This window comes from Streptomyces sp. NPDC046860 (assembly GCF_040645115.1).
Taxonomy (GTDB): domain Bacteria; phylum Actinomycetota; class Actinomycetes; order Streptomycetales; family Streptomycetaceae; genus Streptomyces.
This window is the reverse complement of the sequence record NZ_JBEYXQ010000014.1, coordinates 24,817-48,115: the sequence shown is the minus strand read 5'-3', so window position 1 is coordinate 48,115 and position 23,299 is coordinate 24,817. Positions and strand designations below refer to the sequence as shown.

The following is a 23,299-nucleotide window of genomic DNA, read 5'->3' as shown; positions in this document are numbered from 1 at the left end:
GGCAACCCTCCGCATAGGCACCCCGGCACCTGACCCGGCGTCACCGTGCGGCGGCCCGGCCGGTCAGGGCGGTGAGACGGTCGCGCACCCGGACCGTCTGGGCCTGTACGTCGTCCCAGGTGTCACCGTGCTCGCGCAGGACGCGCTCGGTCTCGCGGGCCGTGCGGTCGGCGTGACCGCGGGCCTCGGCGAGGATCCCGGCGGCACGCGCGCGTGCCTCGTCCTCGCCGTGACGGGCCGCGGCCGCCGCCTCTTCCACGTCCCGCTCCGCCGCGGCGAGCGCGGCCTCCGCGCGGGCCGTCCGCTCGGCGAGGCGGGCCGCGGCCTCGGCCGCCCGCTCCTCCTCCGCGTGTCCGACCGCCGCGCCGCGCTCGGCGTGCTCGGCCTCCTGCGCGGCGAGGACGGCGGCGCCGTGGGCCCGCGCCTCGCGCAGGACCGCGAGGGCCCGCCCGCGCAGCTCCCGCACCTCGCGCCGGGCACCGACGCGCACCCCGTCCGCCTCGGCACGCGCCGCCAGCAGCATCCGCCCAGCCGCCTCCTCGGCCTCGGCGCACAGCACCCCGGCCGCCTCCCGCGCGGCGCCCAGCAGGCCGGCGGCCTCCTCCTCGGCCCGCGCGAGCCGCTGCCGCGCCTCCTGACGGGCCCGTTCGCACACACGGGCCGCCTCCTCGCGCAGCAGCCCGAACGCGTGCCGGGCGCCCTCGCCGAGAGCCGCGTAGTCCTGCGGGGCCAGCCCCGCGGCCATCTCGCGCAGCCGCGCGGACTCCGTCTCCATCCGCCGGGCCAGCACGGTCAGCCGGGCCGCGCGCTCCCAGGCGGCGTCCCTGTCCTCGGACAGCAACGCCAGGTACGCGTCGACCTGGCCGGGCCGGTAGCCGCGCGGTGTCCTCGCCGTGACGCTCACCCTGGGACCCCTTTCCGCCGGATATAACCGACATGATGATTTCGCGCATATCCTGCCGGTCGGGTCGTACGGGTCCTTGCCGCGACACTCCGCGGACGGCACCTGGCCCGGGAGCGCCGCGGAACGCGAAGGGGTCCTTCACCCGAACCGGTGAAGGACCCCGTGTTTCGACGGACGTGCCCGCTAAAGCAGCCCGTCCCACATCTGCTCCAGCAGCACCGACCACCAGCTCTCCGGCGACGCCAGCGCGGCCGGGTCCAGCGCGGCCAGCTGAGCCTGGAAGTCGACCGTCCAGCGGGCCGCCTGCTCCTGGTTCAGGCCGTAGCGCAGCCGCCACATCCGGCCCAGCAGGGCCAGGCAGCGCGCGAACTCGGGCAGCCCGGAGTTGACGAACTGCGGCGGCACCGGCGCCCCGCCGGGACCGCTCTCCACCGGCACGGCCACGATGTTCGCCGTCCCGTACTGCACACAGATCGCCTTGCCGAAGTCCGTACCCATCACCAGGTAGGACCCCGCGTCCGAGGCCGGGGCGACCCCCCGCTCGGCCGCCAGCTCCGCCAGCGTCGGCACCGGACGGCCCGGCTGGGCCTGCGCCCAGAAGAACGGGTTCATGTCCAGCGGGAGTCCGGCCACCACCAGGGTGTGCGCCACGACCGGCGGCACGCCCTGCCGGGCCACCGCCTGCTGCTCGAACCGGTACACGCCCGGCCCGAACACCGCCGCCAGCTCCTGCGCGACACCCTCCGGCGGGACCGGCGGCACGGGCGGCACCGGCGGCAGCGGCGCGCGCACCGGTCCCGGCCGCGCGGGACCGTCCGCCACCTGGTGCAGCTCGCCCTGATGGGCCAGCAGCTCCTGCATGCCCTCCTGGCGGCTGGCGTGATCGGTGCCGTACGGCGCGATGGACGCGATCCGCGCCTGCGGCCACTGCTCCCGGATCATCCGCGCGCAGTAGGCGCCCGGCAGCTCACAGGACTCCAGCTCGGTGTGCAGCTCCAGCACCTGGTCCGGCGGCACGTTCATCGCGCGCAGCTCGTGGAAGATCTGCCACTCCGGGTGCGGGGTGCCCGGCGCCGAACGCCGGATCAGCTGCTGCTCCGAGCCGTCCTGCGCGCGGTAGCGCAGCACCGCCTGATAGCCGGGCCCCACCATCGGCTGCCCCGGCTGCGGATAGCCGTAGGCCGCCGGCGCGCCCGGCATCGGCGCGGCCGGGGGCGGCATGGCACCGGGCGGCATCCCACCGGCCGGCGGCGGCATGGCCCCCGGAGGCGGCATCGCGCCCGGCGGGGGCATGGCGCCGGGCGGAGGCATGGGCGCGCCCTGCGGCGCCTGGCCCGCGTGGGGCATCGGCGCCGGGGGCGGGCCCGCGTGCGGCGCGGCGGGCGGGCCGGGGGGCGGTCCGGGTACGGGAGGCATCCCCGCCGTCGGCTGGGTGCCGGGCGCGGGAGGCACGCCGGGCGCCGACGGGGGCGGAGGAACGCCGGGGCCGCTCACCGGGGGCTGCGCCAGCACCGTCTCCGCGTGGTGCACGGCACCGGGGGCCCCGGCGGGCCGGGGCGGCGCCGGGGTGCCCGGAGCCTCCGGCGGCCGCGGCGCCCCCGCGGGACCGGCGGCGTCGGGGTTCTCGGGCCCGAGCGAGGACACCAGCCGCGTCGGTACGTACCCCTCGGGGGTGCCGCCCGGGCGGGCGCCCGGGGTGCCGGGGGCGCCGGGCGGCGGCGGGGGCGCGCCCGGACCGCGCGGCTTGCGCGGCGGCGGCGCGGCCTTGCTGGTCGCGGCGTCGGCGATGTCCCCGGCGTGCGGCGGCAGCGGCCGCGCCGGACCGGCGGGGGCGCCCTGGGCAGGCGGAGCCGCGGCGCCGTCCACGGCGGGGGCGACCGCGGTGGGCGGGAGTTGACTGCCGCCCGACATCAGCGCCGTCTTCGCGTCCGGCTCGGCGGCGGGCGGGCGCGGGGCGCCGTCGTTCAGCGGCGGCGCGAACACCGTCGCCGGCAGCGGCACCGAACGGTCCTCGCCGCCCTCGGCGTTGGTGTCCGTACCGGCCCACGGGGTGTCCCCGGCGCCCGGCGCGTCCCCCGCGGCGGCGGGCCACCCGGCCCCCTCCGACGGGGCGGCCGGCACCCCGGCCTGGGTGGGAGCGAGCCCCGACCCGGCGGGCGCGCCCTGGGCCGGAACGGGGTTCGGCGCCTGGGGCGGCACCGGGCCGGCCCCCTGAGCCGGAAGCGGGTCGGCCCCCTGGGACGGCACCGGCGCCGGACCCTGGGACGGTCCGGAGTCCGCGCCGCCCCGCGTGTCCTGCGGCCGCCGGTCCGGGATGCCCAGCTTGTCCGCCGCCTCCTGCAGCCACTCCGGAGGACTCAGCAGGAACGAGGTCTGGTTGAGGTCCACCCGCGCGGCGGGCGGCACCGGCACCGCGTCCTCGACGTCGTCGGGACGGCCGTACAGCTCCTCGTACCGGCGGATCACCTCGCCCACCGGCAGCGCGGGCCACAGCGTGGCCTCGCCGCTGTCCCGCGCGATCACCAGCCGCTGCCCGCCCGCGTCGGAACGCGGCCCGTCGGCCCGGTCCTCGCCCCACACCACGAACCCGAGGTCGAACTCCCGCACCCGCACCTCCCGGTGCTGGTACGCGGGGACGTCCCCGTTGACCCACTCCTCGCCGCGCTCCTGCGCGCGCGCAAACGTCACCATGACCCGGACCTCACTCCCCCGCCGGCGCCGGGGGCGCCGCAGACACCGGGACGGCGTGCGCGAAGCCGCCGTCCACCATCAGACTCGCCACCGTCTCCAGCTCCGGCGGATCACCGGCCAGCCGGGACAGGAACGCGTCGAAGTCGTCACCGCAGGGCAGCAGCAGCCGCTCCACGCGCTCCGCCGCCGACCACGAGGGGTCCACGTCCCGCACGTCGTCGTACGCGCAGAACCACACCGAACCGGCCCGCTCGCCCCGTACCTTGACCGCGACCAGACCGCCCTGGACGAACGCGACGCCCAGGTAGTCCTTGGTCAGGTGGTCGCGCAGGCACTTGTTGACGTACACCAGGTCGTTGACCGCGGCCTCGTCGCGCACCGTGAAGAACGGCTGGTCCAGCAGCAGTCCCAGCTCGGCGTCGAGCGCGGCGCCCACCGGGGCGCAGCCGCCCGCCGCCTTCAAGAACGACCGGTAGGCGCCCGGCAGCCGGTAGCCGAGGTCCTCCTCGACCGCCTGCACCTGCGACTCCGTCACCGCGATCCCCGACTTGGGGAGCGCGAAGTGCGCCGGACGCGTCTCGTTCAGCGGGCGCGTGCCGCGCTTGGCGTGGTCCACCACCGCCGTCGCCACCCCGCCGTGGTGCCGCAGCAGCGCCTTCACCTCGACCGGGATCAGCTCCAGACGGCGCGAACCCGCCACGTGGTGCCACGTCCAGCCGTGCGGCGTCGCCACGTCGGGCACCGTGTCCCACAGCTCGTGCCCCGCCGCCGCCAGCACCGCGTTCGCCGACACGTAGTCCGTCAGCCGCAGTTCGTCGACCCCGAACCCCTCCGGGGGCTCCGCGATCTCCGCCGCCGCGCGCGCGTACGGGGAGAAGTCGGGATGACCGTGCTCGTCGATCCGCACCCCGCGCGGATGGCGGGCCGCCCGCACCGGGTCCGGGAAGTGCACGACCTGCCCGGCATAGGCCGCGTTCGGCGGCGCGGCTTCCTGCCCGAGCCGACCTGTCGTCATGGCGGTTGCCCCCTGCGGCACTCTGTACGAGCCGGGACGCCCCGACCCGTATCCGACTGTCTTCAACGTCACCGACGCCCTTGCCCGCGCCCCGGCGCGGTGCCGACAGCCTATGCGGTACGCGTGCACCGGTCACCGGCCCACCGGACCCCGGCACTCCGCACCGCCACCCCCGCCTTCTCTCGAACACCCCGCCGAAAGCCCGTCATTTGTGTGACCATCCGTCACCAGATGTGACGGGCAAGGCCCTCCCTGGCGTGTCGCACCGCCCCAGCTTCCGCAGCCGCCACGGCATTTGGCACTCTGTGTCCTCCGGGCGCGGGCCCAGGGGAGGGAAGACGATCATGAACACCATGCCGACCGGAGGTACCGACGTGCGGGCCGGCGATCCCCGCATCGGCTGGAGCGACACCCACGAGCCGCCGGCCCCGGCCCTCCTCCAGCGCCGCGACGGCATCCTCCCCGCGGTCGCCGCCGCCCTCTCCGTACGCGGCGCCACCCTCACCGGCACCGCCGCCCGCGGCGACCAGAGCACCCCCCTGCACCACCTCGTGCAGGACTTCCTCGACACCCTCACAAGCGGCCAGCGCGACCGCTTCACCGGACGGTGTGCCGAAACGATCCTCATCTCCCGGCACCTGACCGCCGCCGACGCCACCCGCAGCAGGCGCTCCGCCCGCCGCCCCATGACCAACGGCGAGGCCCGCAAGTCCCTCAAGCACGCCAAGCTCACCGCCCGCCGCATACGGGAGGACGGCGACCCGCTGCACGGCAGCTTCGCCACCCCCTGCCGCGCCTGCGCCGCCCTCAGCGCCCACTTCGGCGTCCGCATCGTCGACCCGGCCACCACCGGCGACTGACCCCGCCCCCGCCGGGCCCCAGAACCAGCTCACCAGCACGACGATCGATAGGGCAGATGCACCCCGACCGCACCTCATCCCCCAGGCCCACCGCACCCCACGGGCCGGGCGGCACCGCCCCCCGCTTCCCCGGCGCGGTCGACAACGCACTGCGCACCGCGGGCTGGCACCCCGGCCGCTGGGACATAAAGCAGGCCGAGATCTGGGCCGACACCCTGCGCGAACACCTCTCCCCCGCCGGACACCGGCACGCCGTCTTCCCCGCCGCCGTCGAAGCCTGGGCCGAATTCGGCGGACTGCGCGTCGCCCCCACCGGCTCCGGCCGCCAGATCGCCCCCGCCGCCCTCCACCTCGACCCCCTGCAGGGCCTCCACCTGGCCCGCACCCTCGGCGACCTCGGCCGCGCGCTCGGCACCGAACTCAGCCCCCTGGGCGAGGAGACCGACACCGCCGCCCTCCTCGCCATCGACACCCAGGGCCGCGTCTACACCCTCGACCACACCGGCGACTGGTACCTCGGCCCCGACATCGACCACGCCCTCACCGCACTCATCGCCGGAACCCAGCCCGTCCGCCTCACCACAGGCTGACCCGCCCGCCCCGCACGGCGAACACGCGCAGCCGGGGCCCGATCCATCACCCGGCCCCGGCCACACCCCGCCCGCACCCCGCACGAGGCCCCGCAGCGCCCCCGCCCGGTCCCGCCGGACAACCCCACCCCGGACTCCGCCCAGCTCCGCAGCGGCCGACGGCGGCCGACACCCGGCACATCACCAGGCCCCGGCCCACCCCCGCACGACGTCCACGCCCGAACCCCCTGAGCAGCTCACCCGGACGCCTCACCCGCCCTCCACGCCACCACGAACACCGGCGCCTGCCTCCCGGCTCGTCACACGGCCCGGGGCCCCCGCCCGCACCTCGTAAGTGGCCCTACGACGCACCCGCCGGGCCCCGCTGGACATGCCTCACCCGGACGCCACCCCCGCACCACAGAGGCCGACGACGGTGGCGCCCACAGTTCGCATCACCAGGCCCCGCCCCAATCCCGGCCCACGCTTCCCAGACGCGGCCCTACGGCGTCCCCGCCCCAACCCACCGGACAGCCATCACCCGGCGCCACCCCCGCACCACAGTGGCCGACGACGGCCGGCCCCGGCGGCACAGCATCTGGCCCCAGCCACACCGCCGCACCACCCAAACCAGCGGCGCGCCCCTCCTCAGACCCCCGCGTCCACCAGTCGGTCGCCCGGGATTCCCGCCTTGTCCGGGGCGTAGAAGTCCTCGATGCCCCCGATCCACGTCGCCACCGCGATGCGGTCCCCCTCGTCCGGGCCGAACGCGTCGAAGAGCGCGTCGATGTTCGGACCCGCGAAACCGATCGCCCGCATCAGCCCCATGAACAGCGGCCGCTCGATCGCCCCGTCCCCGTCCGGATCACCCAGCGCCGCCAGCGCCTCCGCGAACTCCCGGACCGTCCCCCCGAACCGCTCCGGCGCCAGCACGCACGCCTTGTACTCCTCCAGCGTGACCCGCCCGTCCCCGTCCGCGTCCAGCTCCGCCTCCAGCGTCTCCCAGTACCGCCGGAACGCCGCCGCCATCCGCGCCCGCGCGGCCGCGTCCGACCCCTCCGCCGCCGCCGTCACCCGCGACGACATCAGCTCGAAATCATCCGGGTCCAGATGACCGTTGCCGTTCGCGTCGAACAGCGCGAACACCAGCGTCACCCGGTCGATGGCCTCCGTACGCATGACTCCCACACCCTTCAGCCGGCCCGCCCCGAACCCCTCGGGACGCACCGACACACTGCGTCCCAAAAGCCCTCCGCATGCCGCCCGCCAGGCACCTTCACCCGATGGGTGGATTCAGCACCCACCGAGGATTGCGCGCCACGACCGACAGAAGCGGCGCCCGGACATCACCCCCACGCCGCCCCTACGCCGCCGGGATCACCGCCGACACCCGGAAACCCCCCGCGTCCGTCGGCCCCGACACGAACACGCCCCCCAGCGCCACGACCCGCTCCCGCATCCCCACCAGACCGTTGCCGCCCGACGGCAGCCCCGCCGACGCCGACCCCGGCTCCGGCGGCGAATCGTTCTCCACCTGCATCGCGATCTCCGCCGACCGGTGAGCCAGCCGCACGTACGTCTTCGCACCCGCCGCGTGCTTGTGGACGTTCGTCAACGCCTCCTGCACCACCCGGTACGCCGTCTGCTCCACCTCCGCCGGATACGACCGCAGCTCACCCTCCACCGACAGCGCCACCACCATCCCGGCCGCCGCCGACTGCCCCACCAGCTCCTCCAGCTCCGACAGCCACGGCCCGTCCACCACGACCACCTCGGCCGCCGCCTTCGACGCCGCCGCCTCCGCCGCGGCCCCCACCGCCGCCAACGGCACAACCACGGGCACCGGCTCGACCCGCCGCCGCGCCCCGTCCTCCCCCGAACGCAGCACCCCGAGCATCTCCCGCAGCTCCGTCAACGCCTGCCGGCCCATGTCCCCCACCAGCGCCGCGTTCCGCACCGCCTTCTCCGGGTCCTTACGGGCCACCGCCTGCAACGCCGCCGCGTGCACCACCATCAGACTCACCCGGTGCGCCACCACGTCGTGCATCTCCCGCGCGATCCGCGTGCGCTCCTCGCTGCGCGCCCACTCGGCACGCTCCTCCGCACGCTCCGCCAGCAGCTGCAGCTCCCGCTCCAGGCTGTCCGCCCGCTCCCGCAGGCTCTCCATCAGCCGGCGCCGGGCCCCCACGTACAGCCCCAGCAGCAGCGGCGGCGCCGTCACCCCCAGCGAGGTCGCCACCGCGGCGAACGGCACGAACCAGTCACCCAGGGTCAGATCGCCGCTCGCCATGTCCTGGCGCACCCGCACGAACGTCACGATCATCGTGCCCACCAGCGACATGCCCGCCAGCGCCACGATCACCCGGCGCGGCAGCTCGCACGCCGCCAGGGTGTACAGGCCGACGATGCCCATCAGGAAACCCATCTGGGCGGGCGTCACCGCGATCGACACCAGGACCACCGCGACCGGCCACTTCCGGCGCACCAGCAGCACCGAGCCGACGAGCAGGCCGAACACGACACCCAGCCACAGCGGCACGTCCGCGTCCCGCGCGAACGGGATGCCCTCCGCGCCGCACTCCAGCGCGGACACCAGCGCGAGGGCGCCGTCCAGGACCGCGCCGCGCCGTCTCTCCCACCACCACGGGCCGGTCGGTGCCCTGGTGTGGTCTTCCCCCGTCGTGGTCATGCCCTCCAGCCTACGGGCGCCCAGGGCGGCTTTTCCGGTGACTTTCGCCTACCCGTCCCGGGCCGGACCCGGCCGGGTCACTCGAACTGCCGAACTCCACCGGTCCGCCTCCGGAAGGACATATTCCGCCCGCAGGCTATGCAAATGGCACATTCACCAGGCAAAAGCAGCAAGTACGCCGACTTCGAGAACCTCCGCGCACAAGCGGTCGCGCTCCGCCGTCAGGGCATGAGCCTGCGCCAGATCCGGGACCACCTGAAGGTCCACAACAACGACCTCCTCAACCGCCTCGTCGCCGGCGAACCGGCCCCCGCCTGGACGAAACGCCCCAACGCCAAGGACGACCTCCGGGAACAGGCGAGAACCCTCCGCCTCCAGGGCCACACCTACGACCAGATCGAAGCCGCCCTCGGCTGCTCCCGCAGCTCGGCCTCCCTGTGGGTACGGGACCTGCCGAAGCCCGCTCCGCGGTACACACCCGAGGAGCGGCAGGCGCTCATGCGCGAGGGGCTGGAGCGGCACCGGGCGGCGGAGCGGCGGCGACTGGAGGAGGCCAGAGACGCGGCGCGAGCGGAGATCGGGCAGCTCACGGACCGAGAGCTCTTCCTGGCCGGGGTCGCGCTGTACTGGGCGGAGGGCCAGAAGAGCAAGCCCTACGACCGCCGCGAGCGGCTCGTGTTCGTCAACAGCGACCCCGGCGTGATCCACACCTACCTCGCCTGGCTCGACCTGATCGGCGTGGACCGGGCCCTGCGGGGGTTCCGGGTGCTGATCCACGAGTCGGCGGACGTGCCGGCCGCCCAGCGCTTCTGGGCCGGTGTGACCGGCGTCGACGTGTCCGTCCTGGCCAAGCCGACACTCAAACGGCACAACCCCCGAACGGTCCGCAAGAACACGGGAGTCGACTATCACGGCTGCCTGGTCGTGGACGTGTCCCGGAGCGCCGACCTGTACAACCGCGTCGAGGGCTGGTGGGGTGGAATCGTGGCCCAGGCCCGAGCACGTCTCGGGTAAGGTCTGACGCGCTGTCCCCCGTGGTGTAACTGGCAGCACACTGGTTTTTGGTACCAGCAGGACAAGGTTCGAATCCTTGCGGGGGAGCCACAGCGCGCAGGTTTCGAAAGTTCGGGTCTCGACCGGTTACAACCCCCGGCGGGACCCGCTCTCATGTCCGCCGAAAACCCCCCCGGTATTCTGCCGCCAGTCACCACCTCTTCCCAGAGCCGAAAGGCAACCCCGTGAGCGCCATTCGCCCGGCAGCCGTCGTCGTTCTCGCAGCGGGTGAGGGCACCCGTATGAAGTCGGCCACACCGAAGGTCCTGCACCGGATCTGCGGCCGCTCCCTGGTCGGTCACGTGCTGGCCGCCTCCCGTGAGCTGGACCCCGCCGAGCTGGTCGTCGTCGTCGGCCATGCCCGTGAGCAGGTCGCCGCGCACCTCGCCGAGATCGACCCCCAGGTCCGCACGGCGGTGCAGGAGCAGCAGAACGGCACCGGGCACGCGGTGCGGATGGCGCTGGAGGAGCTGGGCGGCTCCGTGGACGGCACCGTCGTGGTGGTCTGCGGCGACACGCCGCTGCTGACCGCCGGCACCCTGGCGGCCCTCACGGGCACGCACCGGGCCGACGGCAACGCGGTGACCGTGCTGACCGCCGAGGTCCCGGACGCGACCGGTTACGGGCGCATCGTGCGGGACGGCGCGAGCGGCGCGGTGACCGCGATCGTGGAGCACAAGGACGCGAGCGAGGGCCAGCGGGCGATCCGCGAGATCAACAGCGGCGTGTTCGCGTTCGACGGCGCGCTGCTGTCGGAGGCGCTGAAGCAGGTGCGTACGGACAACAGTCAGGGCGAGGAGTACCTGACCGATGTGCTGGGCATCCTGCGGGCGGCCGGGCACCGGGTCGGCGCTTCGGTGGCCGGTGACCACCGGGAGATCGCCGGGATCAACAACCGGGTGCAGCTGGCGGAGGCCCGCCGGACGCTGAACGACCGTCTGCTGACGGCCGCGATGCTGGACGGTGTGACCGTGGTGGACCCGGCGACGACGTGGGTGGACGTGACGGTCGGCTTCGGGCGTGACGTGGTGGTGCACCCGGGTACGCAGCTCACGGGTGACACGCGGATCGCGGAGGGTGCGGAGGTCGGCCCGAACAGCCGGCTGAACGACACGGCCGTGGGCGCGGGCGCGCGGGTGGACAACACGGTGGCGGACGGCGCGGTGGTCGGTGAGGGCGCGTCGGTGGGTCCGTACGCGTATCTGCGGCCGGGTACGCGGCTGGGCGTGAAGGCGAAGATCGGTACGTACGTGGAGACGAAGAACGCGTCGATCGGTGAGGGGACGAAGGTTCCGCATCTGTCGTACGTGGGGGACGCGACGATCGGTGACTTCTCGAACATCGGCGCGGCGAGCGTGTTCGTGAACTACGACGGTGAGAGCAAGCACCACACCACGGTGGGGTCGCATTGCAAGACCGGTTCGGACAACATGTTTGTGGCTCCTGTCACGGTCGGGGACGGCGCGTACACCGGTGCGGGGTCCGTGATCACGAAGGATGTGCCGCCCGGTTCGCTGGCCGTGGCCCGTGGCCAGCAGCGGAATATCGAGGGCTGGGTGGCTCGCAAGCGTCCGGGGAGCGCGTCGGCGAAGGCGGCCGAGGCGGCGTCCCGGGCGGGCGTGGACGAGGGCTGAGCGAAGGCTCGTCGGACACGAGTGCGCCAAACACGGCGTACCGTGATAAGTGCACAACCGCACCCCTACCAGCCGATTCGGCCCTCTCGTGCCGTCGAGAGGGCGCGTGGCTGATGGCTGGCTGAGAACCTCTGAGGAGACAGTGCTGTGACCGGGATCAAGACGACCGGCGAGAAGAAGATGATGTTCTTCTCCGGCCGCGCCCACCCCGAGCTTGCCGAGGAGGTCGCCCACAAGCTGGGTGTCGGGGTCGTCCCGACGAAGGCCTTCGACTTCGCCAACGGCGAGATCTATGTGCGTTATCAGGAGTCGGCGCGTGGCGCGGACTGCTTCCTGATCCAGAGCCACACGGCTCCGATCAACAAGTGGATCATGGAGCAGCTGATCATGATCGACGCCCTGAAGCGGGCGTCGGCGCGTTCCATCACGGTGATCGTGCCGTTCTACGGGTACGCCCGTCAGGACAAGAAGCACCGTGGCCGTGAGCCGATCTCCGCGCGCCTGATCGCGGACCTGATGAAGACGGCGGGTGCGGACCGCATCCTGACCGTGGATTTGCACACGGACCAGATCCAGGGCTTCTTCGACGGCCCGGTGGACCACCTGTTCGCGCTGCCGCTGCTGGCGGACTACGTGGGCGCGAAGGTGGACCGGGAGAAGCTGACCGTGGTGTCGCCAGACGCGGGCCGGGTGCGGGTGGCCGACCGCTGGTGCGACCGGCTCGGTGCGCCGCTGGCGATCGTGCACAAGCGCCGGGACAAGGACGTCGCGAACCAGGTGACGGTCCACGAGGTCGTGGGTGATGTCGAGGGCCGTATCTGCGTGCTGGTCGACGACATGATCGACACCGGTGGCACGATCTGCGCCGCCGCGGACGCGCTGTTCGCGCACGGTGCCGAGGACGTCATCGTGACGGCGACGCACGGTGTGCTGTCGGGTCCGGCGGCGGACCGGCTGAAGAACTCGCGGGTGAGCGAGTTCGTGTTCACCGACACCCTGCCGACGCCGGGTGAGCTGGCGGCGGACCTGGACAAGATCAAGGTGCTGTCGATCGCCGGGACGATCGCCAGCGCGGTGCGTGAGGTGTTCGAGGACGGCTCGGTGACGAGCCTCTTCGACGAGCAGTGAGGTTTCTGCCGGCCTGCTGAGCGGGTGCGGCGGAAGATCCTTTTGGGTGCGGCCTCCCTTGCCGAGTACACTTCCACAGTTGCTCGGCGAGGGAGGCCGCGCTCGTGTCCGCACGGGTGCCGGTTGTCCGTTATCGACGCGCTCTTCGTAGCAGGCCGTTCGTGGCCGGGTGACCCGTCCGCATCTACCTGTACGAGGAGTGATCCGTATGTCCGAGGTCAAGCTCGCCGCCGAGACCCGCACCGAGTTCGGCAAGGGTGCCGCCCGCCGCATCCGCCGTGACAACAAGGTCCCCGGTGTCCTTTACGGCCACGGTTCCCAGCCCCTGCACCTGACCCTCCCGGGCCACGAGCTGCTGCTGGCGCTGCGTACGCCGAACGTCCTGATCGCCCTGGACATCGACGGCAAGACCAACGAGCTGGCGATCCCGAAGTCCGTGGTGCGCGACCCGCTGAAGGGCTTCCTGGAGCACGTCGACCTGCTGCTGGTCAAGCGCGGCGAGAAGGTCACCGTCGAGGTCCCGGTCGTCGCCGAGGGCGAGCTGGCCCCGGGCGGCAACCTGCTCGAGCACGTGCTGAACGCGCTGCCGGTCGAGGCCGAGGCCACCCACATCCCCGAGTCCGTGACGGTCTCCGTCGAGGGCCTGGAGGCCGGTGCCTCCGTCCACGCCAAGGACATCAAGCTCCCCAAGGGCGTCTCCCTGGCCGTCGAGGACGACGCCGTCGTCCTGCAGGTCCTGGCCGCCCAGGCCGAGGAGGCCACCGAGGCCGAGACCGAGGCCGCCGAGGGCAACGAGTCCGCCGAGGCCTGATCCGCGGTTCCGCCGCTTTTGCGGTGGTGACTGTCCGAAAGCTCCAGCCGCCGTTCCCCCGAGGGGGAGCGGCGGCTGTCGCACGTGAGGAGACGTGGTCGTGAGCACCCCCGAAAGCGCCCCTTGGCTGGTGGTCGGGCTCGGTAATCCGGGGCCGGAGTACGCGATGAACCGGCACAACGTCGGTTTCATGGCGGTGGATCTGCTCGCGGAGCGGATCGGCGGGAAGTTCAAGCGGGCGGGCAAGGCGCAGGCGCAGGTGCTGGAGGGCCGGATCGGTCCGGTGGGTCCGGCGAGCCGTCGGGTGATCCTGGCGAAGCCGATGTCGTACATGAATCTGTCGGGCGGTCCGGTGAACGCGCTGCGGGACTTCTACAAGGTGCCGCTCGCGCAGGTGGTGGCGGTCCATGACGAGCTGGACGTCGACTACGGGGCGCTGCGGCTGAAGCTGGGCGGCGGTGACAACGGGCACAACGGGCTGAAGTCGATGACGAAGGCCATGGGTCCGGACTATCACCGGGTGCGGTTCGGGATCGGCCGGCCGCCGGGGCGGATGCAGGTCGCGGACTTCGTGCTGAAGGACTTCGCGTCGGCGGAGCGCAAGGAGCTGGACTACTTCGTGGACCGGGCGGCGGACGCGGTGGAGTGTCTGGTCACCGAGGGGCTGGAGCGGGCTCAGTCGGCGTACAACTCGTAGGGTCGGGGGCGTCCTCGGGGGTGGCCCCCAGGGCGCCTTCGTCATCCGTGCCGCCGCTGCCGTCCTGCGTGGTCTTGAGGCCGAGGAGTTCGGCGAGTACGGCGTTGCGCTTGCCGGTGCCGGAGCCGGTGGCGATCCAGTCGCGGGCGCGCTCGCGCAGTTCGGGGTGGTGGGGCGTGGCGGCGGGGTGGCCGGCGACGGTGCTCAGGACCCGCCAGGTGCTCTCGTCGTGCTGGGGGTTGTCCTCGGTGCGGGGGTTGGCGCGCAGCCATTCCAGGGCGTGGTCGACGGCGCCCCGGTCGGAGCCGCCGCGTTCTCTGAGGTGGGTGAGGACGGGTGCGATGACGTAGGAGGCGCCGGGCAGGGTGCCGTGGGCGCGCAGCCAGATCACGGCGTGGCCGAGGGCGGTGTCGAGGGTCTCGCGGGGCAGTGCCGTCGTGTTGAGCAGGTGGTGCAGGAGGAAGGTGGCTTCGGGGCTGCGGCCGAAGCGCTTCAGCCAGCCGAGGCTGACGCGGAGGATGGCGCCGTCGGGTTCGGGGGCTTCGCGGAGCCTGCCGAGCAGGGGGGTGAGGGTGAAGGTGTCGGCGAGGACGAGCTGGTCGTGGCGGTGGCCGAGCCATTTCTTCGCGGTGCGGACGAGTGCGGTCTCGGTGTCGGGTTCGAGGGGCGGGTATTTCAGGGCGCCGTCGAGGGCGTAGCGCCATTCGCCGGTGTCGGGGCCGCGGTGCTGGCCGCGGAAGCAGGCGATGACGTGGCGGGCGGCGCGTTCGGCCTGTTCGGGGGAGAGTTCGCCGCCGCGCGGGGCGATGCTGTGCAGCGGCTGGAGCAGGTTGGCGAGGGCGCCGGGGTCGTCGTCCGGGACGGGCAGGGCGTCGTACCAGGCGAGGGTGTGTTCGAAGGACTGCTGGGTGACGGTCGCGGCGTCGCGGGTGGCGGTGGTGACGCCCTGGCACATGAGGAGGATGCGCAGGACGCGGCCGGCGGTGGGGATGGTGTGGTGCAGGTCGAGCCAGTCGAGGGCGCGGTCGACGGCCACGGCGAGGTCGTCGGGGCGTTCGAGGTAGCGGGCGCGGCCGGTGAGCGAGGGCAGCACGTAGGCGGCTTCGGGGCTTTCGCCGTGCAGGTCGAGCCATGCCAGGGCGGAGGTGTGGAGGAGTTCCTCGGTCTCGGGTGACTGTGGTTCGCGTTTGAGGAGCTGCTTGAAGAGGTGGCGGTCGCTCAGTTCGGGCGGGTGGGGGCGCTTGAGCCGGCGCAGGGCCGCGGCGGTGACCCGCTCCAGCTGGTGTTCCGTCAGGTCGGGTGTGCGGCTGAGGAGGTAGACGAGGACCTGGGTGTCGGCGGAGTGGGCGCTGTGGCGGTCTATCCAGGTCAGGGCGTGTTCGAAGGTGCGGTCGGCGGCCGCTTCGGCGGTCAGCTCGGCGGTGGCGGTGGCCGGGATGCGCAGGGCGAGGCGCAGGACGTAGTCGGCCGCGGTGTCCGTGGCGTAGCGGTCGAGCCAGCTCAGGGTGTGGGCGACGGTGTGTCCGGGGGCGACGGGGATGCCGGTGCGGGCCTGGTTGAGCAGGCGGGCCAGGACGAAGGAGGCGCCTCTGCGGGTGCCGTGGTGCTGCAGCCAGGTGTGGGCGTGCAGGGTGGCGTCGCCGACCTGGCGGGCGGGGATGTCCGAGCGGTCGAGGAGGACGGTGAGGAGGCGGCCGGCGACGGATTTGCGGGCGTGGCCGCCGAGCCAGCGGACGCCCAGTTTGGCGAGGTGTTCGGCCTTGCTGGAGGGCAGTCCGGCGTGGCGCAGGGCGACGACGTAGAGGGAGACGGCGCGTTCGCGGGTGGTGTGGTGGCGCAGCCAGTCGTGGAGGGATTCGGTGAGGACGGACCAGCCCTCGTCGTCGGCCGTGGTGGTGTGGGTGAGGACGGTGAGGAGTTCGCCGGTGGGGAGGTCGTCGCGCAGCCGGTGGGCGAGGGCGATGGCGGTGCGCTGGGCGGCGGCCTGGACGGTGGGGCTGTGGCCGTCGTGCTGGAGCAGGGCGACGAGCCGGTCGCGGGCTTCGGGGGTGTCGCCGTGTTCGCGCAGCCAGGTGAGGGTGAGCCGGTCGAGGTCGGCGCGGTGGCTGTCGGGGAGGTCGGGGACGCGGGCGAGGACGTTGATGAGGGCGAGGGAGTCCGGCGCGGTGGTGATGTGGGCGTCGAGCCAGGTGCGGGCGCAGTCGAGGAGGTTCTTGGGGGGCCGCAGGGTGTTGCGGACGGCGTCGGTGAGGAAGGTGCGGACGAGGGCGGGGTCGCCGGCGCGGTCCATCCAGGGGAGGACGACGGTGTCCCAGGCTTCGGTGACGCCGTGCCGCCAGGGGGTGTCGGAGACCATGGCGGTCAGGGCGCGCATGCCGTCGTGGGGGTCGGTGACGAGCATGTCGACGAGGGCGGGTGCGCGGTCGGCGGTCCAGGTGGTGCAGGCGCGGACGAGTTCGCGCTGCCGGTCCGGTTCGAGTTCCTTGGCCCAGCGGCCGATGTGTTCGACGGCGCGGCGGAAGGAGGGGAGGTCGCCGAGGAAGGTTTCGAGGAGCTGGTTGAGCGAGGCGGCGTGCAGGGCGACGGCGCGGGGCAGGCAGGTCTGCTGGAGGAATGCCTCGGCGACGATGTCGTGCATGAGTTCCACCGAGTCCGGCAGGTCGGTGGTGGGCAGGAGCCAGCCGAGTGCGACGAGCCGGTTGACGACGCTCTGGCCGTCGTCGAAGGCGGTGCCGGTGCGGGTGAGGCAGCGGTCGACGGCGTTCTCGACGGCGTCGCGGGGCTGGGTGCAGGCGAGGGCGGCGACGGTGACGGCGAGCAGCAGGGCGCGCTCTTCCTTGGGGTCGCCGGGGACGGTGAGTCCTTCTCCGGTGCGGCGGTTGAGCCAGTGCAGGAGGGTCTCGGAGCGGGCGGCGGTGGGTTCGAGGCGCTGGTCGCCGGGTGCGGTGTCGCCGTCGGCGAGGAGGCGTTCGAGGTTCTTCTCGACGGCGAGGGCGTGCAGCAGGGCGAGGACGGGCCGGGTGCCGCAGGCGCGGGCCATGCGGGTGGGGCCCCAGGCTTCGAGGGCGCGGGGGGCGACGCGTTCGAAGATGCTGGCGGCGACGGCGCGCTGGTCGAGGTCGTCGGTGGCGAGCGGGGTCTCCTCGAAGAGTTCCTGGGAGCCGCGCTGGTGGACGAGGTCGAGGGCGCCGGGTCGTACGGAGGCGAGGCAGGCGATGCGGCTGCCGTCGGGGTCCTCGGCGCCGAGGGCGTCGGCGAGGGCGCGCAGGTCGAGGTAGCGCTGGCTGTCGAGGTAGTCGAAGACGAGGAGGAAGCGGCGTTCGGGGTCTTCCTCGGTGTCCTCGCGGATCTCGGCGAGGAGGTCGTCGACGAGGAGCCGGGTGGCGCCGTCGCGGCCTTCGGGCTGGGCGATGTGCAGGACGTGCCAGCCCTGTTCCCGGGCGAGTTTGGCGGTCTCCAGGCAGGTGCGGGTCTTGCCGGCGCCCCAGGGGGCGGTGAGCAGGACTCCGCGTACGGGGTCGCCGAACTCGGTGGTGGGCGGGTCGGCGAGCCGGTCGAGGAGGTTGGCGGGGGCGGCGGGGTGCCGGGGGTCCTCGGGGGCGACGTAGGGGAGGTGGTCGTCGCTGAGGTAGCGGCCCTTGCGGCCGATGCGGTGCAGGGCCTGGTCGTGGGTGAGGACGGCGGCGTGGCGCGGGGTGGTGCGGCCCCAGCCGCGGCGGTCGCCGTCCCAGTGGCGGGCGTCGAGGTAGGGGGTCTGGCGGGTGCGGTCGGCGGTGAGGCGGGCGCGGACGGGGTCGATGAGGGTCTGCGGGTCGGGGGGCCAGGCGGTGGCGGCGGTGAGTTCGGCGATGAGGGCGGTGGTGAAGGCTCCTCCGGCGCCGGTGCGGCCGTTGGAGGCGGTGGCGCCGTCCTGGGTGGCGTACAGGCTCATGAGCCGGGAGCCGGCGTTGTGCTGGGTGGGGGAGGGGAAGCGGAAGCCGCCGGCGCCGGTGAAGCCGGGCAGGTACTGGCGGCAGGCGTCGACGAGGAGGACGGTGCGGGGGATGCCGGTGTAGAGGGGGTTGTGCAGCAGGGTGTCCTGGAGGTTCTCGGTGGACAGGGTGTACTCGCGGAAGCGGATGGCGTCCGCGTAGAAGAGGTACTGCTCGCCGGCGCCGGGGTCGAGGCTGCCGTGGCCGCTCCAGGCCAGCCAGAGCAGGTCGCCCTTCCAGGTGGGGAGTTCGTTGGCGAGGACGGCCCAGATGTCGGCCTGGGTGGCGCCGCGCACCTCGATGCCGAGCGCGGCGGCCTCGGCCTCGACGCTCTCCTGACGGGCTTCTTCCACCGACAGGCACAGCCGGATCTGTTCGGCGGGCACGCCGTTGGCCCGCAGCCAGCCGGCGTGGGCGAGGGCGTCGGCGGCGGGGCTGTCGTGCAGGGTGGGCAGGTAGGCGTCGTTCTCGTACTTCTCGATGCCGACGAGGATCGCGTACGTGGCGAGCGGGTCGACGCCTTCGAGGGCGGCGGTCATGCCCCGAGGAGGCGGCCGAGCAGGCGGTGGACCTCGGGGTTGGGGAAGTAGCCGCTGTGGGCGGCGGGGAAGGGCTGGCCGCTGCTGAGTTCGAGGTCGGTGACGCGGGTGGGGAAGACGGGTTCGGCGGGGAAGCCGAGCAGGTCGCGGGCGTCGTAGACGTTGGTCCAGGCGGGGAAGTGTTCGGGCAGGGGCTTGCCGGGGGCGAGGCCGGGCAGGGCGCCGATCTCGTGGAGGTGGGCGGCCTGGGAGCCGACGGTGACCAGGTGGTGGACGCCGGGCAGTTCCTCCTGGGCGAGCAGGTCGACGGCGGCGATCCCGCCGAGGCTGTGCGCGAGGAGGGTCACGGGGCCGTGTTCGCGGGCGACGGCGGTGACGCGGTCCTTGATGAACGTGCGCAGGGCCTCGCCCCGGGCGAGGTACTTGAGGATGTCGCCGGCCTGCGGGTGGACGCGGGTCATGAGCCAGGCGCGTCGCTTCTCCACGGCCCGCATGACGCCGAAGCGGTGGGCGGCCCAGCCGTGCAGCAGGAGGACGCCGAGGCCGATGCCGCGTGCCTGGCCGCCGAGTTCGCCGGTGATGACGCGTACGGCCTCGTCGCGCCGGTCGGTGGTCCACAGCACGGGGGTGCCCCGGCGCAGGGCGCCGCCGAGGAGGTGGGCGACGGTGGCGGTGGCGACGGCCTGGGGCAGTTGTCCGGGGCCGAGGCCGTGGGTGAGGGCGTCGCGGCCGGGTTCGCTGTCGAGGACGGCGGTGAGGGAGGCGTGGAAGGCGGTGCGGCCGCCGGCGAGGTCGAGGAGCTGGACGAGGCGCTCGGGCGGGTCCTCGGCCAGGGCGCGGGCGCGGTGTTCGACCTCGGGGCCCGAGCGGTCGCCGAACGCGGGTGCGCCGAGGCCCTGTCCGTCGTCGGCGGGGCGGCGCAGCACGGCGAGCGGGTCGTCGTAGAGGGCGCCCCAGACCACCGCGCGGCGGTCGTCGGGGGTGAGTTCCTCCTCGGCGGCCGGTTCGTCCACCGGGGGTTCGGGGGCGGGGGCCGCGGAGAGGGCGGCGGTGCCGACGCCCGCCGGGACGCCGAAGGTGTCGCCCCAGTAGCAGTCGTGCACCCGGGCGCCGGGGGCGATCACGGCCAGTTCGGCGCGGAGCAGTTCCAGGGTCTCGCCGTAAGCGGGTTGCCGGACCCCGGTGCCGTGGACGAACAGCAGCGCACTCATCGCTCTCCCCCGATTGTCCCAAGTACCGCGTGGGTTCACCTGTCTTTCATCTTAGGCAAGTTGTCCCCTGAACGGCCCTCTCGTGCGGGTTCCGGCGAACCGGTCGGGCAGGTAAGCACGCGTTTCGGGACGTGTCCGGCCCGGCCGCCCACCGCCGAGTTGACCCGCCGTGGAGGTATGGCCAATGATCCGGGCCATGCCTGCCTCCGCGAGTTCCGCGCGTCCGGGGTCCGCCGTCCGGCTGGGGCGCACCGTGCTCATGGGCCTGTTCGCCGCGCTGATCCTGTTCGCCGGGGTGTGGGGGTCCTGGGGCACCGCCCAGCACGCGATGCTCCCCAAGGGCCGCGAGCGCGGCACGCTGACGGTGACGGACTGCCGGCCCGAGCGCTGCGGCGGCACCTTCAAGCCGCTGTCGCCGGGCGGCGTGGCGCGCGGGTCGGTGGAGATCGGCCGGTCGGTGGCGGTGCGCGAGGACCACGCTTACGACGTCGTCATCGAGCCCGGTACGGATCTCGCCGTGCGCGCCGGGGTCTCGGGGGTCCTGCTGGCCTGGCTGCCGCTGGGCGGGGCGCTGCTGCTGGCGTCGGTGGTGGTCGCGGGCGGGATGCGGCTGACCCGCCTGGCCTGGGTGCTGGCGGGAGCGGGCGCGGCCCTGCTGACGGCGGCCTTCGTGCTGTCCTGAGCCCCGGTACGGCGGTGCCCCCGGACCCTGTGGGTTTCCGGGGGCACCGGTGTTCCGGTCCGCGCTCAGCCGGTGTTGCGCAGGCCCGCGGCGACACCGTTGACGGTGAGCAGCAGGGCGCGGGCGAGGGTGGGGTCGGGCTCCTGGCCGGCGGCGGCCGCGTCGCGCTGGCGCTTGAGCAGGGCGACCTGGAGGTAGGAGATCGGGTCCAGGTAGGCGTCGCGGATGCCCAGGGTCTGCCGCAGCTCGGGCTGGGCGTCGAGGAGTTCGCTCTCCCCGGTGACCCGCAGCACCTCGGCGACGGTCAGCTCGTGCTCGGCCTTGATGGTGTCGAAGACGTGGCGCAGCTCGTCGGGGACGAGGGTGTCGACGTAGTGCTCGGCGATGCGCAGGTCGGTCTTGGCGAGGGTCATCTCGACGTTGGAGATGAAGTTGCGGAAGAAGTGCCACTGTTCGTGCATCTCGCCGAGCACGGTGTCGAGACCGGTCTCGCGCAGGGCCTTCAGGCCGGAGCCGACGCCGAACCAGCCGGGCACGATCTGCCGGGACTGGGTCCAGCCGAACACCCACGGGATGGCGCGCAGGCCGTCGAGCGAGACGCCCGAGCCGGGGCGGCGGGAGGGCCGCGAGCCCAGGTGCAGTTCGGCGAGCTGGTCGACGGGGGTGGAGGCGAGGAAGTAGTTCGGCAGGTCGGGGTCCTCGACGAGCCGGCGGTATGCGGTGTGGGCGGCGTCGGAGACGACGTCCATGGCCGCGTCCCAGCGGGCGAGGGCCTCGTCGGACTGGCGGGGTGCGGTGTGCAGGGCGGACGCCTGGAGGGTGGCGGCGACCGTCAGTTCCAGGTTCTCCCGGGCGAGGGAGGGGATCAGGTACTTGTCGGAGATGACCTCGCCCTGCTCGGTCACCTTGATCTCGCCCTCCAGGGTGCCCCAGGGCTGGGCGAGGATCGCGTCGTGGGAGGGGCCGCCGCCGCGGCCGACGGTGCCGCCGCGGCCGTGGAAGAGGCGCAGCCGCACGCCGTAGCGGTGGGCGACGTCGCGCAGCCGGCGCTGGGCGCGGTGGATCTCCCACTGGCTGGTGGTGATGCCGCCGAACTTGGAGGAGTCGGAGTAGCCGAGCATGACCTCCTGGACGTCCCCGCGCAGCGCGACCAGGCGCCGGTAGGACGGGTCGGAGAGCATGTCCTCCAGGATGGTGTCGGCGGCCTTCAGCTCGTCGGTGGTCTCCAGCAGCGGCACGATGCCGATCTTCGCCCAGCCGGCGTGCAGGTCGAGCAGTCCGGCCTCGCGGGCCAGCACGGTCGCGGCGAACACGTCGTCGGCGCCCTGGCACATCGAGATGATGTACGACTCGATGACCTCGGGTCCGAAGACCTCCAGGGCCCGCTTGACCGTCTGGAAGACGCCCAGGGTCTTCTCGGCGGCCGCGTCGACGGGGGCCGGGCTCGGGGCGAGCGGGCGGCGCGAGCGCAGCTCCTTGGCGAGCAGCTTGGCGCGGTACTCGCGGGGCATGTCGGCGTAGCGCCAGGACTCCTCGCCGAGGCGGTCGAAGAGCTGACCGAGGGCGTGGTGGTGGGCGTCGGCGTGCTCGCGGACGTCGAGGGTGGCGAGCTGGAGACCGAAGGCGGCCAGGGTGCGGATGACGCGGTCGATGCGGCCGTCGGCGAAGAGGGCGCCGCGGTGCTCGCGCAGGGAGGTCTGGATGATCCGCAGGTCGGCGAGGAGCTCGGCGGTGCCGAGGTAGTCGCGGCCGTCCTCGTGCGGGATGTTGCGGGCCAGGCGCTGCTTGGTGTTCTCCAGCTTCTGGCGGATCGCGGTGGCCTTGAGCCGGTAGGGCTCCTCGGCGTTGAGCCGCTTGTAGCGGGGGCTGATCTCCGGCAGGCGCTCCAGGTCGGCCGCCAGGGAGTCCAGGAGTTCCTGGGTGGCGCCGGTGTAGCGGATGGAGTTGGAGAGCAGGCCGCGCAGCTCGTCGATCATCTCCAGCGCGTCGTTGATGCCGTGCTCGTGCTGGAGGATCAGCACGTCCCAGGTGACCTGGGGGGTGACGTTGGGGTTGCCGTCGCGGTCGCCGCCGATCCAGCTGCCGAAGGTCAGCGGGCGGGTGTCGGCGGGCAGGGTGACGCCGACCCGCTCCAGCTCGGCGGTGAGGTCCTCCAGGACGTCGCCGACGGCGTCGGCGTGCAGCTCGTCGAGGTAGTAGATGGCGTTGCGGGCCTCGTCGATGGGCTCCGGGCGGACCACGCGCAGTTCGTCGGTCTGCCAGACGAGGTCGATGCTCTCGGCGAGCCGGACGTCGTGGCGGCGGCGGTCGGAGTCGAGGACGGGGGTCTCCAGCAGCTCGGCGATGCGCCGGAGCTTGTTGAGGACCGAGCGGCGGGCGGCCTCGGTGGGGTGGGCGGTGAACACCGGCCGCACGTTCAGGTTGCGGACCGTCTCGCGCAGGTGCTCGGGGTCGGCGTCCTTGAGCCGGTCGGCGGTGCGGGAGAGCAGTCCGCCCTCGGCGGCCCGGCGGGCGCGCAGCTCGCGGCCGCGGTGCACCTGCTCGGTGACGTTGGCGAGGTGGAAGTAGGTGGAGAAGGCGCGCACCAGCTTGGCGGCGGTCTCCAGCTCGGTGCCGCGCAGCAGCTCGGCCGCGGCGTCCCCGTCCTCGCGGGTGAGGCTGCGGACCTTCTCGACCAGCTCCAGCAGCTCGGGCCCCTCCTGGCGGACGAGGGCCTCGCCCAGCAGGTCGCCCAGGCGCCGGATGTCGGCGCGCAGCGCTTGGCCGTTCGTGGTGGTCTGGTCGTCGACACTGCTCACAGGTGCGGCTCCTTGCGGTGTTGAAGCTCATCCGGGAGAGAAACCGG

The 23,299-nt window shown here is 73.5% G+C and carries 16 protein-coding genes and 1 tRNA gene; 9 read left to right on the top strand and 8 right to left on the bottom strand.

Features of this window, described 5'->3' with window-relative positions; all coding sequences use genetic code 11:
• Positions 1-40 precede the first annotated feature (40 nt).
• The 3 genes from ABZ898_RS20625 to ABZ898_RS20615 all read right to left on the bottom strand — a co-directional run bounded on the left by ABZ898_RS20625 (position 41) and on the right by ABZ898_RS20615 (position 4,610).
• Entirely contained in the window at positions 41-904 is an 864-nt protein-coding gene (locus ABZ898_RS20625; RefSeq protein ID WP_361660642.1) for a cellulose-binding protein, read from the bottom strand.
• 183 nt (positions 905-1,087) lie between these two features.
• A complete protein-coding gene (locus tag ABZ898_RS20620) occupies positions 1,088-3,595 on the bottom strand; it encodes an SUKH-4 family immunity protein (RefSeq protein WP_361660639.1) in 2,508 nt (835 codons plus the stop codon).
• A 10-nt stretch (positions 3,596-3,605) separates the two neighbouring features.
• A complete protein-coding gene (locus ABZ898_RS20615) occupies positions 3,606-4,610 on the bottom strand; it encodes an SMI1/KNR4 family protein (RefSeq protein ID WP_361660636.1) in 1,005 nt (334 codons plus the stop codon).
• A 344-nt stretch (positions 4,611-4,954) separates the two neighbouring features.
• Here ABZ898_RS20615 and ABZ898_RS20610 point away from each other — a divergent pair, with 344 nt between their 5' ends.
• The gene (locus ABZ898_RS20610; protein WP_361660634.1) at positions 4,955-5,470 is read left to right on the top strand and encodes a YwqJ-related putative deaminase; all 516 of its coding nucleotides are present in this window, start codon (positions 4,955-4,957) and stop codon (positions 5,468-5,470) included.
• Between the two features lie 56 nt (positions 5,471-5,526).
• Entirely contained in the window at positions 5,527-6,060 is a 534-nt protein-coding gene (locus tag ABZ898_RS20605) for an SUKH-3 domain-containing protein (protein WP_361660631.1), read from the top strand.
• A 627-nt stretch (positions 6,061-6,687) separates the two neighbouring features.
• On the opposite strand, the gene ABZ898_RS20600 is transcribed toward ABZ898_RS20605, so the two are convergent.
• A complete protein-coding gene (locus ABZ898_RS20600) occupies positions 6,688-7,218 on the bottom strand; it encodes a calcium-binding protein (protein WP_361660628.1) in 531 nt (176 codons plus the stop codon).
• A gap of 184 nt (positions 7,219-7,402) precedes the next feature.
• Positions 7,403-8,728: a histidine kinase gene (locus ABZ898_RS20595; RefSeq protein WP_361660626.1), complete on the bottom strand. Its 1,326-nt coding sequence runs from the start codon at positions 8,726-8,728 to the stop codon at positions 7,403-7,405.
• 144 nt (positions 8,729-8,872) lie between these two features.
• Between ABZ898_RS20595 and ABZ898_RS20590 the strand changes: the two genes are divergently transcribed.
• From ABZ898_RS20590 to pth, 6 genes are all read left to right on the top strand, one after another.
• Positions 8,873-9,742 carry a hypothetical protein gene (locus ABZ898_RS20590; protein ID WP_361660623.1) on the top strand — a complete coding sequence of 290 codons (870 nt, stop codon included), beginning with the start codon at positions 8,873-8,875 and terminating at the stop codon, positions 9,740-9,742.
• A 14-nt stretch (positions 9,743-9,756) separates the two neighbouring features.
• A tRNA-Gln gene (locus tag ABZ898_RS20585) sits at positions 9,757-9,832 on the top strand.
• Between the two features lie 134 nt (positions 9,833-9,966).
• Positions 9,967-11,415: a bifunctional UDP-N-acetylglucosamine diphosphorylase/glucosamine-1-phosphate N-acetyltransferase GlmU gene (gene glmU / locus ABZ898_RS20580; protein ID WP_361660620.1), complete on the top strand. Its 1,449-nt coding sequence runs from the start codon at positions 9,967-9,969 to the stop codon at positions 11,413-11,415.
• A 147-nt stretch (positions 11,416-11,562) separates the two neighbouring features.
• Positions 11,563-12,543 carry a ribose-phosphate diphosphokinase gene (locus tag ABZ898_RS20575; protein ID WP_361660618.1) on the top strand — a complete coding sequence of 327 codons (981 nt, stop codon included), beginning with the start codon at positions 11,563-11,565 and terminating at the stop codon, positions 12,541-12,543.
• Between the two features lie 208 nt (positions 12,544-12,751).
• The gene (locus ABZ898_RS20570; protein WP_361660615.1) at positions 12,752-13,354 is read left to right on the top strand and encodes a 50S ribosomal protein L25/general stress protein Ctc; all 603 of its coding nucleotides are present in this window, start codon (positions 12,752-12,754) and stop codon (positions 13,352-13,354) included.
• A 94-nt stretch (positions 13,355-13,448) separates the two neighbouring features.
• The gene (pth, locus tag ABZ898_RS20565) at positions 13,449-14,051 is read left to right on the top strand and encodes an aminoacyl-tRNA hydrolase (protein WP_361660613.1); all 603 of its coding nucleotides are present in this window, start codon (positions 13,449-13,451) and stop codon (positions 14,049-14,051) included.
• On the opposite strand, the gene ABZ898_RS20560 is transcribed toward pth, so the two are convergent.
• Together ABZ898_RS20560 and ABZ898_RS20555 are read right to left on the bottom strand one after the other, a co-directional pair.
• The gene (locus ABZ898_RS20560) at positions 14,008-18,561 is read right to left on the bottom strand and encodes a hypothetical protein (RefSeq protein ID WP_361660610.1); all 4,554 of its coding nucleotides are present in this window, start codon (positions 18,559-18,561) and stop codon (positions 14,008-14,010) included. The two genes, pth and ABZ898_RS20560, sit on opposite strands and share 44 nt — an antisense overlap.
• Positions 18,558-19,772 (bottom strand): hypothetical protein, encoded by a 1,215-nt coding sequence (locus ABZ898_RS20555; protein WP_361660607.1) that lies wholly within the window; start codon positions 19,770-19,772, stop codon positions 18,558-18,560. Before ABZ898_RS20555 ends, ABZ898_RS20560 begins: the two co-directional genes overlap by 4 nt.
• Positions 19,773-19,968: 196 nt before the next feature.
• On the opposite strand from ABZ898_RS20555, the gene ABZ898_RS20550 reads away from it, so the two are divergent.
• Positions 19,969-20,454: a hypothetical protein gene (locus tag ABZ898_RS20550; RefSeq protein ID WP_361660604.1), complete on the top strand. Its 486-nt coding sequence runs from the start codon at positions 19,969-19,971 to the stop codon at positions 20,452-20,454.
• A 65-nt stretch (positions 20,455-20,519) separates the two neighbouring features.
• On the opposite strand, the gene ppc is transcribed toward ABZ898_RS20550, so the two are convergent.
• The gene (ppc, locus tag ABZ898_RS20545; RefSeq protein WP_361660602.1) at positions 20,520-23,252 is read right to left on the bottom strand and encodes a phosphoenolpyruvate carboxylase; all 2,733 of its coding nucleotides are present in this window, start codon (positions 23,250-23,252) and stop codon (positions 20,520-20,522) included.
• Between the last annotated feature and the right edge of the window lie 47 nt (positions 23,253-23,299).